Origin of the sequence: Nitrobacter sp. TKz-YC01, from assembly GCF_047824785.1 — a bacterium.
Classification (GTDB): domain Bacteria; phylum Pseudomonadota; class Alphaproteobacteria; order Rhizobiales; family Xanthobacteraceae; genus Nitrobacter.
In genome coordinates this window covers 2975677-2987381 of sequence record NZ_CP181167.1, presented here as the reverse complement: position 1 = coordinate 2987381, position 11705 = coordinate 2975677, and the positions used below count along the sequence as shown (strand labels likewise).

Sequence of the window (11705 nt, the reverse complement as noted above, 5' to 3'; positions counted from 1 at the left end):
CCGTTCCTCCCCATGTCCCACCATCAGTATGTGCTGACGCTCTCCTGTCCCGACCGGCCCGGAATTGTGTCGGCGGTATCGACGTTCCTGGCTCATAACGGCCAGAACATCATCGATGCCCAGCAGTTCGACGATGCCGAGACCGGCCGCTTCTTCATGCGCGTGGTGTTCAATGCCGCCGATCTCGCCGTGCGGCTTCCGGCGCTGCAAACCGGGTTCGATGCGATCGCCGAGCGCTTCCGCATGACCTGGCTTATGCGCGATCGCGCCGAGCTGCGGAAGGTCATGCTGCTGGTGTCGAAGTCCGATCATTGCCTGGTCGACATTCTGTATCGCTGGCGCACCGGGGAACTGAAGATGATCCCGACGGCCATCGTTTCCAATCATCCGCGCGAGACTTATGCGCATCTCGATTTCGGCGAGATCCCGTTTCACTATTTTCCAGCGGCGGACAAGGCGTCGCGGGAGGCCGAAGTCCTGAAACTGGTGGAGGAAACCGGCACCGACCTGGTGGTGCTGGCGCGCTATATGCAGATCCTGTCGAACGACATGAGCGCGAAGCTTTCCGGCCGATGCATCAACATCCATCATTCATTTCTGCCCGGCTTCAAGGGCGCGAAAGCCTATCACCAGGCGCATGAGCGCGGCGTCAAGCTGATCGGCGCGACCGCGCACTATGTCACCAGCGATCTCGACGAGGGGCCGATCATCGATCAGGACGTCGAGCGCATCAGTCATCGCGATATGCCCGATGCGCTGGTTCGCAAGGGACGCGATATCGAGCGGCGCGTGCTGGCGCGGGCCATCCGGCATCATCTGGACGACCGCGTGATTCTGAACGGCCGCAAGACCGTGGTGTTCATGGATTGAATCATCACTATAGCGTTTTCGAGCGAAGCATGTCCTCGGGCTTGACCCGAGGATGGATACCGGTTCGCGTAAAGAAAACGCGTTAAAATAGAAAGCTGGTGTCTTTCACCGTTTCCATGAAGCGGTGGAGGGTCACGGGCGGCCGAGGTTCAGTTGGCCGGGGCCGTCACTTGACCGTCCGCTGATTGGGCGCCGGGCTCGTTGGGCTTCGGCTCCAGGCGCGCGCGTTCGCGCTGTTTCATCATCTCATCATATTTCGCGGTGCCGGGCCGCGGAGGCGCGTCCGCGGGAAGGCCGCCGGCCCATTGCGGAATCATGTCACCCATCCCGGCCGACAAATGCGAATTGATGCTGCTGCACCCCGCCAGGGTACATGCGACCGGCAGGATGCGAAGCAGGAGCGGGAGTTGGCGCCAGCGGGATATCATGGAGAGTGATTACAATCCCGATGTGGAAATTGCGAGGCAGCGGCGGTTGCCGCATTCGTTGAAAAAAGGATCTATGCCTGGCTCCGGCCGATGCCGGTGTAGGCAAAGCCAAGCTCTTCAAGTTCGGCGGGGCGATAAACGTTGCGCAGATCGACCACGATCGGCTGGTTCATGATGCGTTTCAGGCGCGGCAGATCGAGCGCGCGGAACTGGACCCACTCCGTCACGATCACCAGCGCGTCCGCGCCTTCCGCGCACGAATAAGCGTCATCGCAATAGTCGATATCGGGGAGTTCGCGCCGCGCTTCCTTCATGCTGGCGGGGTCGAAGGCGCGGACTTTCGCCCCCATGTCACGCAGGCCCGTGATCAGCGGGATTGACGGCGCCTCGCGCATGTCGTCGGTATCCGGCTTGAACGCCAGTCCCAGCACCGCGATGGTCTTGTTGCGGAGATTGTCGCCGAGCGCGTGCGCCACCTTGCGCGCCATCGCGCGCTTGCGGCTGTCGTTGACGGTCACGACCGATTCCACGATGCGAAGCTGGGCGTCGTGATCTTCCGCGATCTTGACCAGCGCGCGCGTGTCCTTGGGAAAGCAGGAGCCGCCATAACCCGGGCCGGCGTGCAGGAACTTGGTGCCGATGCGATTGTCGAGGCCGATGCCGCGCGCGACCTCCTGGATATCGGCGCCGACCTTTTCGGACAGATCCGCGATTTCGTTGATGAAGGTGATCTTGGTCGCGAGAAAGGCATTGGCCGCGTATTTGATCAGTTCGGCGGTACGGCGCTCGGTGAACATCAGCGGCGCCTGATTGAGCGAAAGCGGCCGGTAAATGTCGCCGAGCACCTTGCGCCCACGCTCGTCGGACGTGCCGATCACGATGCGATCCGGAAATTTGAAATCGCGGATCGCGGCGCCTTCGCGCAGGAATTCCGGGTTGGACGCCACCACGACGTCCGCGGACGGGTTGGTTTCACCGATCAGCCGTTCCACCTCGTCGCCGGTGCCGACCGGCACGGTCGATTTTGTGACCACCACGGTGAAGTCACGGATCGCCGCCGCGATCTCGCGCGCCGCGGCATAGACGTAGCTGAGGTCGGCGTGGCCGTCGCCCCGGCGCGAGGGAGTGCCGACGGCGATGAACACCGCATCGGCCTCCGCCACCGGGCCGCCGAGATCGGTGGTGAAATCGAGCCGCGAAGCCTTGACGTTGGTGGCGACCAACGCGTCGAGGCCCGGCTCGAAGATCGGAATCTCGCCGCGGCAAAGCGCGGCGATCTTGGTCGCGTCTTTATCGACGCAGGTCACCTGATGTCCGAAATCGGCAAAACAGGCTCCGGACACGAGGCCGACATAGCCCGTGCCGATCATGGCGATGCGCATCGTTTAGACCTGTCGCAGGAGGCACCGAAGAGAAGAGATGGCAACCCGCGCCTCTTGGAGCATGATCCCGACCCGAAGGGCCGCGCCGGCGAAAAGTGGAAACCGGTTTTCGGACAAGATCATGCTCGATCAAAAAGTTAGGGCTGGAGTCTGGTGCAACACAGTTAGATCAGACTTTAGAGCATGATCCCGAAAAGTGGAAACCGGTTTTCGGATAAGATTATGCTCGATCAAAAAGCCTGACGAGGCATCCGCTGTCCCGAAGCATTCTCTACCCGGTCAGCATGAAGGAAATGCGTCAGGACAATCCCAGGCCGGGATTCCGGGCCGGGTTTTCTTCCGCATGATCCGGTCAAGTTGGATCGGAGCATGCTCCGGAAATCATCGTCTGGTCGCATGTTCTTGCGGCGAGCAGGTCATCCGCCTGGCCGGAGAATATTCCAGGGTTTCAATCGTGGGCAGGTGGTGATAGGAAGAAGTCTATATAACTTGTTGCCCATTAATCTGGCCCATGCGCGCTACCCATGACGAACGAGGAACTGCTGAGCCAGATTTCCGACTATTGCCGCCGGGTCGGCATGGCCGAATCGACCTTTGGCCGGCGCGCCGTCAATGATGGCAAGCTCGTGCAGCGGCTGCGCGAGGGCAAGCGCATCACCATCGACACGCTGAACCGGATCGAGGCCTATATCGTCTCCGGTTCCCCGGATGGCGCGGTGTCGGTCCGCAAGCCGGAGCCGATCGAACGGCGCGATCCCCGCGCCAACTTCCGCTTCTTCGAGAACCGGCAAAAGTATCTGCTTTTCGTTCATACCTGCAGCGAGAAGCGGGTCATCGCCGATCGGGTCGCGCTGGAGTTCGGCAGCATCTATCCGCGTCCGCCGGCGCTGCGGGTTTTTGATGCGGGGGTCGGCGACGGCACGGTGCTGGCGCGGGTGATGCGCTCCATGCACGGGCGGTTTCCCCACATGCCGTTCTACATCGCCGGCAAGGAGCTCAGCCTCGAAGACATCAAGCTGACGCTGGACAAGCTGCCGGACCGGCTGTTCGAGCACCCGTCGACGGTTATCGTGCTGACGAATATGAACTACGCGGAGGCGCCCTGGCTGACGCCGCGATCGTCCCAGGCGGCGGCCAGGATGGTGTGGCGTGAGGTGCCGCTGCGCGGGGCGTCCTCCGGCGAATTCGAGGTCCAGATCCGCGACCTTTGGCCGTTTCTGGAGGAGAACTGGAGGGCGAGCGTCAGCCCGGTCACGGGGATGCCGGTCTACGAGCGTCCGGTGGTGCTGGTCATCTATCGGGAGGACCACCAGTTCCTGCTCGATTCTGCGATTCCACGAGCCGGGCGGGTCGAGGCCGGCTTTGATCTGGTGATCGCCTCGCAGCCTTACCGGGCGCGGGCTTCCCTGAACTTCAAGGCCAGGAGAATAATCGCCCCGCTGGCGCGGAGTTTGCGGCCCGGAGGGCGTTTGATAGGAATACATTCTCACGGACAGGATCCCGGACTGGAGATCGTCCAGGCCGTCTGGCCGGGAGAAAACCCTTTCGCCGTGAGCCGTCATGAGCTATTGCGCGCTGTGAAATACGAGCTTGGTTCGGTGGGGAGGGGCCTCAATTTCAACGCATATGCTGACCATCGTTCGATTTTCCGCTATGATATGGAAGCGCTGCCCAATGAAGTCACCGGGTCGATCGGAACTTCGACACTGTTCGCGGCGTGGAATGCGGCGGTTTACGTCGCCCAAGTCGAAGATGACCGGTTGACGGAAATGACCCAAAGCGGCCGCTATCTCGACGCCACCAGGGAGGTTCTGCGCAAGCATAACGGTCTCTGGTTCTACGACGAATCCTACGTCATCTCGCGTCGCCGGGACTGACATTTCAGCAACAGCACGAAAGGGCCGCCACTTCCGGCGGACGGACGAAAGGTCGATTGATGCGCGGATCCTATCTATTCACGAGCGAGTCGGTTTCGGAGGGACATCCCGACAAGGTGTGCGACCGGATCTCCGATGAGATTGTCGATCTCTTTTTCACCGAAGGCCCGAAAGCGGGCATCGATCCATGGGCGATCCGCGCCGCCTGCGAGACGCTCGCCACCACCAACAAGGTGGTGATCGCCGGCGAAACCCGCGGGCCGGAATCCGTCACCAAGGACATGATCGAAAGCGTCGTGCGCGCCGCGATCAAGGACATCGGCTACGAGCAGGACGGCTTTCACTGGAAGACCGCCGATATCGAGATTCTGCTGCATCCGCAGTCAGCCGACATCGCACAGGGCGTCGACGCGCTGCAGCCGGGCACCAACAGGGAAGAAGGCGCCGGCGACCAGGGCATCATGTTCGGCTACGCCTGCAATGAAACGCCGGACCTGATGCCGGCGCCGATTTTCTACGCGCACAAGATATTGCGATTGATCTCCGAAGCCCGACACTCCGGCAAGGAAAAGGTGCTGGGACCGGATTCCAAGAGCCAGGTCACCGTGCAATACGAAAACGGCAAGCCGGTCGGCGTGCGCGAGATCGTGGTGTCGCATCAGCATCTCGTCGAGGATATGAGTTCCGATCAGGTGCGCGAGCGCGTCGAGCCTTATGTCCGTGAGGCCCTGCCGAAAGGCTGGATCACCGACAAGACCATCTGGCACATCAATCCCACCGGCAAGTTCTTCATCGGCGGCCCCGACGGCGACGCTGGACTGACCGGCCGCAAGATCATCGTCGATACCTATGGCGGCGCGGCGCCGCATGGCGGCGGCGCGTTCTCCGGCAAGGATCCGACCAAGGTCGACCGCTCGGCCGCCTACGCCGCGCGTTATCTCGCCAAGAACATCGTCGCGGCCGGTCTCGCCGATCGCTGCACGTTGCAGCTTGCCTATGCCATCGGCGTGGCGCGGCCGCTGTCGATCTATATCGACACGCACGGCACCGGAAAGGCTCCGGAAGACACGCTTGAGCGGATCGTGTCGGAAGCGATGGATCTGACGCCGCGCGGCATCCGCAAGCATCTCGACCTGAACCGGCCGATCTATGCGCGCACCTCGTCCTACGGTCATTTCGGCCGCACGCCGGACAACGAGGGTGGATTCTCCTGGGAGAAGACCGACCTTGCCGTGACGCTCAAGAACGCGGTCTGATATTTCCTTCTCCCCTTGCGGGAGAGGGTGCCCGAGCAAAGCGAGGGCGGGTGAGGGGTTGATCCGAGATGAAGAACCACCCCCTCACCCAGTTGAGTTTGTAGTGCCGTTGACGATGCCCTCTCCCGCAAGGGGAGAGGGCGCAGCAACGAGCACTGCTTTTGCTAATCTCGTGCAATATTAGGGAATGCCATGACCACCGCAGCCGCCGCCACCAAGCAGACCGCAGATTTCACCGACTATATCGTCGCCGACATCGGCCTTGCCGATTTCGGCCGCAAGGAAATCTCGCTCGCCGAGACCGAAATGCCCGGCCTGATGGCGACGCGCGAGGAGTACGGCCCCAAGCAGCCCTTGAAGGGCGCGCGCATCGCCGGCTCGCTGCACATGACCATCCAGACCGCCGTGCTGATCGAAACCCTGCAGGCGCTGGGCGCCGATATCCGCTGGGTCTCCTGCAACATCTATTCGACCCAGGATCACGCCGCCGCGGCGATCGCCGCCGCCGGCATTCCGGTGTTCGCGGTGAAGGGCGAAACGCTGAAGGACTACTGGGACTACACCGCGAAGCTGTTCGACTGGCATGGTGCAAAGAGCGGTGAAAGCCTGCATCCCAACATGATCCTCGATGACGGCGGCGATGCGACGCTCTTGATCCACCTCGGCGTGCGCGCGGAGAAGGGCGACACCGCGTTCCTCGACAAGCCGGGCGCGGAAGAGGAGGAGGTGCTGTTCGCGCTGATCAAGCGCCTGCTGAAAGAAAAGCCGAAGGGCTGGTTCGGTCAGGTCGCGGCCAGCATCAAGGGCGTCTCCGAGGAGACCACCACCGGCGTGCATCGTCTTTACGAGATGCAGAAGAGCGGCACGCTGCTGTGGCCCGCGATCAACGTCAACGACAGCGTCACCAAATCCAAGTTCGACAACCTCTACGGCTGCCGCGAATCGCTGGTCGACGGCATCCGCCGCGGCACCGACGTGATGATGAGCGGCAAGGTCGCGATGGTCGCCGGCTTCGGCGACGTCGGCAAGGGCTCGGCCGCCTCGCTGCGTCAGGCGGGATGTCGTGTCATGGTCTCCGAGATCGATCCGATCTGCGCGCTGCAGGCGGCGATGGAAGGCTATGAGGTCGTGACCATGGAGGACGCCGTGCCGCGCGCCGACATTTTCGTCACCGCCACGGGCAACAAGGACATCATCACCATCGAGCACATGCGCGCGATGAAGGACCGCGCCATCGTCTGCAACATCGGCCACTTCGACAACGAGATCCAGGTCGGCGCGTTGAAGAACCTGAAGTGGGACAACATCAAGCCGCAGGTCGACGAGATCACGTTCCCGGACGGCAAGCGCATGATCCTGTTGTCGGAAGGCCGTCTGGTGAATCTCGGCAATGCCATGGGGCATCCGTCTTTCGTGATGTCGGCGTCGTTCACCAACCAGACGCTGGCGCAGATTGAACTGTTCGCCAACAACAAGGACGGCAGGTACAAGAAAGAGGTCTACGTGCTGCCGAAGTCGCTGGACGAGAAGGTGGCGCGGCTGCACCTCAACAAGATCGGCGTCAGGCTGACCGAATTGCGCAAGGATCAGGCCGACTACATCGGCGTCAAGGTCGAGGGTCCGTTCAAGAGCGATCACTACCGGTATTGAGCATGATCCCGACCCGAAGGGCCGCGCCGGCGAAATGCGGGCACCGGTTTTCGGACCGGATCATGCTCGTCTGAAGGCTTCCGCGCATGAGCGTGGGACGCAAAAAGCCCCGGAGCGATCCGGGGCTTTTTAGATTCTGTTTAATCTTTCGCCGGGTCAACGCGGCCGGTTCAGGTGGTCCGGCCGGTGCTTCTTTGCGAGGCGAGGAAGTCCGACAGCTTGGGGGTTTGTTTGGGTGCTGCCTTCTTGCCCCGGGCCGATGCCTTGACCGGCTTGGGTGGCTTGGGTTTCGCCGCCTCTTCGGCTTCCTTCGCAAGCCGCAGGGCGCGCAGGCGCTCCATGTTCTTGCGTACGGCGACGTCGCGGGCTTCGATATCGGCGCGCGCCTTCGCGCCCTCGATGGCGGCGGTGCGCATCCGTTCGTTACGGGCCAGTTGTGCCGGGCTCGGCGGAGACTTTGTCATGAAACCCAATATAGTGATGATCCGCGAAAATGCCAGACCAGCATGGGATTTGCGGTTTCCGGCGGGAAATGCCATGATGGCAGCATTCGATTGCCGGCATTGGTTTTGTTAGAGCGCCGCAAGTCTTCATCAAGACAACGGCTCCTTTCCAAAGACATCGCTGAGATTGGATGTTTCGCGCAATCGTGCGCGAGAATGCGCCTAGTGTGCGCTTTGGAACAAGGACGACTCCGATGACGACAGGTACTGTGAAGTGGTTCAACGGCCAGAAGGGTTTTGGCTTCATTCAGCCGAACGACGGCGGCAACGACGTGTTCGTGCACATCAGCGCGGTGGAGCGCGCGGGCCTCAGCGGCCTGAATGAAGGCCAGCAGGTCAACTTCGAGCTGAAGACCGACAAGATGCGCGGCAAGGTCAGCGCCGAAAACCTCTCACTCGCATAGAGCGGGATGAGGAAAAGGGTGGAGCAGTTTTCCGCTCGCATCCCGCTCAACGTATAGAATCGATCATGGTCGCGCTGCTGTCATCTCTCTGTGATGATGTCGGCGCATCATGCACGGAATCATAAAGCGCCGTAACCCGCGGATGGACCGGGACGCGCTTTCAGATTTTCCGCCTCGTTTTACGAGTAGAGCGTTTTCGAGCGAAGTGGAAACCGGTTCGCGTAAAGAAAACGCGCCAAAACAATAATCTAGAGCTTCGCTTCTGATTCAATCAGAAGCGATAATGCTCTGGATTGGAGCCTCGTCAGCAATGACGAGGCTTTTTGTTTAACGCGATGGTGTGGGAAGTTGTTTAACGCGATGGTGTGGGAAGCCAACGCTGATCAGAATTGCGCCGTCACGCGCAGACGCGGCCCGTGGATGTAGCGGCTGATGGTGTCCTTGATGTTCGGATCGAACGTGGCGTTGAACGCATTGAAATACGCATCAAGCCGATAGCTGGCGCTGATCTTGACATTCGGATTGATCCAGTAGGACACGCCGACCTGAAGATCGGCATTGAAGACGGCGGCGAACCGCTGGTCCCGAACCGTCGCCGCCGTATTCGCACCTCCTCCTCCAAAAAGACCAACAATCGCAGGAGAGATCGTCGTCTTCACGGTCGATGTGCTGGTCAGCTTCTGGCTGCCGAACAGGATAGCGGCGTCACCGAGATAATCGAAAGCCCAGCCGTCGCCGAGAGGAACAAACCCCTCGACGCCGACGCGCGGGCCGGCGCCGAAAAAGCTGCTCCGCTGGTTCAGGATCGACGTCGTGCTGGTATCAATGTTCTGGATCGGCACGCCGATATTAAAGATATCGATCGGCGCGCCAAGCCGGATGTAGGACTGGCTGCGATCGGCAAGGGTCGTGCGCCCGACCAGTTCGGCGATACGCAAGCCGCCTTTGAATTGCATCATATTCGATGGGCTTCCAAACGCGTCATAACCCAGAGCGATGTCGGCCTGCCAGCGATCCTGGCGGTGATTAGCGGCGATGGTCTGATTGCCGCCTATGGCGGCTCCTGCCAACGGGGGAGGAAATAAAGCCATGATCTCGGGAGCAATGCTGCCAGCGGATGCGTCGGCGCCGCTTCCCTTGGCCTGTCCGTACCTGAACTCTCCGCTGACGTGCCAGGGTGAGCCCGCGAAACGATAATCGAAACCGGCGGCGGCCTCCCAGCCGACCTTTGGCGTGAGGTTGAACAGTCCGTTGGGCGCGCCTCCTCCGGCGAAACCAAGGTCAAGATTATTCGAGAAATTCGTCAGGGAGTAAGGGGCCGTCACGGGATCGCCGCCGCTCCAGATGGCGCCGCCTTCGCCCCAAAAGCGGAACTGCCCCTGGGTTTCCATGGGAACAGCCTTGTAAGCGGTCTGGAAATCAGCCGCATAGGCATCGCGCACGCTTGTGCCGGGCGATGGTGCGGCCGCAGGCGTAGCGCGCTCCGGGGACGACTTGCGTAGCGCGACGTTTTCGCGCGCCAGTTTGCGGTTCAATCGAAGCGCGGCATTCTCCCGCGTTAACGTCGCGTTCTCTCGCTCAAGCTGGGCCAATCGATGCTGAAGGCTGTTCTCCTCGGCGGGCAGGGGTGGCCCGCACGCGACGGCGACAAAGGCAACCCGCGCTCGTCGTTCATGTCCTGCCGCTATTCCGTTCGGCAAGGGACATGATGTTCGGCGCCGAGATCCTTGTCGCGGCAACGACGCTGAATCCGAGCAGCTTCGTGCCATCGCCGACGATCCTGATGGGATTGTTTGACCTTACGCCGGCCGAAGTGAGGCTGGTGACTTCGCTCGGGAGGGGTTTGTCGTTGAAAGCGGTCGCGCAGGAGAACGGCATCAAGTTCTCAACCGCGCGTTCTTATCTCGACAAGATATTTCGAAGAACCGGGACAAACCATCAAGGTCAACTGGTTGCGTTGCTCAAGGCAACCCAGCCGTTGCAGGTGTGATATCCGCGCGGCGATTGACCGGTGGTCGCCATGCGATGGGTCGCGCTCCCGTGGTGAACCCGGCGTCGCGCATCCTTTCATCCTCGAAAAAGACTGCACCGTCAAATGGCGGGAACAAACGCTCAAGTTCATTTTGCGAGTGAGGTATAGGCGGCTTGTCGGAAACCGGCATTCATCTCCTCGCGATTCTGGCCCTGTGTCTGTTGAGAACCTGTTTTCGTCGGCGTGAGAACAGAGAACAATATGAACCCGCCCTTCTTCCGCGGAAAAACAAAATACTCCGCAACCACAGAACCTTTCGAATCCTCACAAGAGGACATGCCGCGAAAAACAACCTCGCTATCGATCAGCTCGCTGTTGCGTGCCGATGCGAACTTGCCCTTGCACTCCTTGGCATCGTTTCCAACAATGGTTGCGGCAACATCAAGGCCCGTCATGTTCTGCTTGGCGGGAATAATTCGAACGAAGCCGGTCGCGTCGTTGGCTTTCCATCCGGCTCCTGTCGATGCAATCGATAGAGGTGTGTCCTCGCGACGAAGCAAGGATGGCTGGTCCAGCGACGCCTTCAGGATAAAGTTGGATGCGATTTGCATGGCTTCGAACTGCAATTCAGTAGAGTTCTCATGAGCCGAATTCGGCTGGGTGCTTGATAGGGTTGCCGTCGTTTTCTGGGGGCCCATCGATGGAGGCGCGATAGCAGGCTGATGAGGAGCAGTGAAATCGGTTGCCGCTGCCAGCCCTCTTGCGTTCATTGTTTTTGCGCATGTGACCATTGCGGGCAAAACCGCTGACGTGCCTGTTAAACGGAATTGAAAGACGTTGCCTTGGGCAATCGCCGACATGATTTGCGCGCCGCGGAACGCGCGAATAAGGGCTGAGTTGTCCGGCATTGGCACGAACACAGTATTCGTCGAGAGAGAGACCCCGATAACATTGAAGGTATTGCGGCCATCAAAACTCAGTGCGATCGGAAATTTTTCCTTGGGAGCCAAATTCCATCGCTTGTGGGTAAACGCCAGTAGCCACTCAAGCTTTTTCGTGACCACAATGCCAAAGGTAATTCCGCTCTTATAGTTCGCGCTTACGATGCAGTTCGAAAATTCGCCTGTTTTGTTGTCTGTGTATGCGCCGCCGGACCATCCCGCGATCCTGATCGATCCGAAGGGGCCGCGTGCGTTTGCTCCGGACCACCAAACAGACATCACCAGAGCGATGCAGATCATCAGCAACCGGTTCATGACATGCGCCTCTTTGTTCGTTCGCAATATGATTTTTTGTTCAGGACGAAATTCCAAAAGTCTTACGGTCTTCAATAATAAAATCCTTGATAGTATCGAGCAAGATT

The 11705-nt window shown here is 60.2% G+C and carries 11 protein-coding genes; 6 read left to right on the top strand and 5 right to left on the bottom strand.

The window, feature by feature from the left end:
* The first annotated feature begins 12 nt into the window (after positions 1-12).
* Positions 13-870, top strand: a complete 858-nt coding sequence (gene purU / locus ACMYR2_RS14210; RefSeq protein WP_416193189.1) for a formyltetrahydrofolate deformylase — start codon at positions 13-15, stop codon at positions 868-870.
* Positions 871-1019: 149 nt separating this feature from the next.
* Here the strand turns inward: purU and ACMYR2_RS14205 are convergent, their stop codons facing one another.
* Together ACMYR2_RS14205 and ACMYR2_RS14200 are read right to left on the bottom strand one after the other, a co-directional pair.
* Positions 1020-1196, bottom strand: a complete 177-nt coding sequence (locus tag ACMYR2_RS14205) for a hypothetical protein (protein ID WP_416193188.1) — start codon at positions 1194-1196, stop codon at positions 1020-1022.
* A 173-nt stretch (positions 1197-1369) separates the two neighbouring features.
* Positions 1370-2680: a UDP-glucose dehydrogenase family protein gene (locus tag ACMYR2_RS14200; RefSeq protein WP_416193187.1), complete on the bottom strand. Its 1311-nt coding sequence runs from the start codon at positions 2678-2680 to the stop codon at positions 1370-1372.
* A gap of 524 nt (positions 2681-3204) precedes the next feature.
* Between ACMYR2_RS14200 and ACMYR2_RS14195 the strand changes: the two genes are divergently transcribed.
* The 3 genes from ACMYR2_RS14195 to ahcY all read left to right on the top strand — a co-directional run bounded on the left by ACMYR2_RS14195 (position 3205) and on the right by ahcY (position 7463).
* On the top strand, positions 3205-4557 hold the full coding sequence (locus ACMYR2_RS14195) for a hypothetical protein (protein WP_416193186.1): 1353 nt from the start codon (positions 3205-3207) through the stop codon (positions 4555-4557).
* Positions 4558-4616: 59 nt separating this feature from the next.
* A complete protein-coding gene (metK, locus tag ACMYR2_RS14190) occupies positions 4617-5813 on the top strand; it encodes a methionine adenosyltransferase (protein WP_416193185.1) in 1197 nt (398 codons plus the stop codon).
* A 192-nt stretch (positions 5814-6005) separates the two neighbouring features.
* Positions 6006-7463, top strand: a complete 1458-nt coding sequence (gene ahcY / locus ACMYR2_RS14185) for an adenosylhomocysteinase (protein ID WP_416193184.1) — start codon at positions 6006-6008, stop codon at positions 7461-7463.
* Between the two features lie 170 nt (positions 7464-7633).
* On the opposite strand, the gene ACMYR2_RS14180 is transcribed toward ahcY, so the two are convergent.
* Entirely contained in the window at positions 7634-7927 is a 294-nt protein-coding gene (locus ACMYR2_RS14180; RefSeq protein WP_416193183.1) for a hypothetical protein, read from the bottom strand.
* 233 nt (positions 7928-8160) lie between these two features.
* Between ACMYR2_RS14180 and ACMYR2_RS14175 the strand changes: the two genes are divergently transcribed.
* On the top strand, positions 8161-8370 hold the full coding sequence (locus ACMYR2_RS14175; RefSeq protein ID WP_011315590.1) for a cold-shock protein: 210 nt from the start codon (positions 8161-8163) through the stop codon (positions 8368-8370).
* A gap of 383 nt (positions 8371-8753) precedes the next feature.
* Here the strand turns inward: ACMYR2_RS14175 and ACMYR2_RS14170 are convergent, their stop codons facing one another.
* Positions 8754-9905 (bottom strand): Lpg1974 family pore-forming outer membrane protein, encoded by a 1152-nt coding sequence (locus tag ACMYR2_RS14170; RefSeq protein ID WP_416193182.1) that lies wholly within the window; start codon positions 9903-9905, stop codon positions 8754-8756.
* Positions 9906-9997: 92 nt separating this feature from the next.
* Between ACMYR2_RS14170 and ACMYR2_RS14165 the strand changes: the two genes are divergently transcribed.
* Positions 9998-10360 (top strand): helix-turn-helix transcriptional regulator, encoded by a 363-nt coding sequence (locus tag ACMYR2_RS14165; RefSeq protein ID WP_416193181.1) that lies wholly within the window; start codon positions 9998-10000, stop codon positions 10358-10360.
* A gap of 128 nt (positions 10361-10488) precedes the next feature.
* Here the strand turns inward: ACMYR2_RS14165 and ACMYR2_RS14160 are convergent, their stop codons facing one another.
* Positions 10489-11673, bottom strand: coding sequence for a hypothetical protein (locus ACMYR2_RS14160; protein ID WP_347264650.1), 1185 nt, complete (start codon positions 11671-11673; stop codon positions 10489-10491).
* Positions 11674-11705 lie beyond the last annotated feature (32 nt).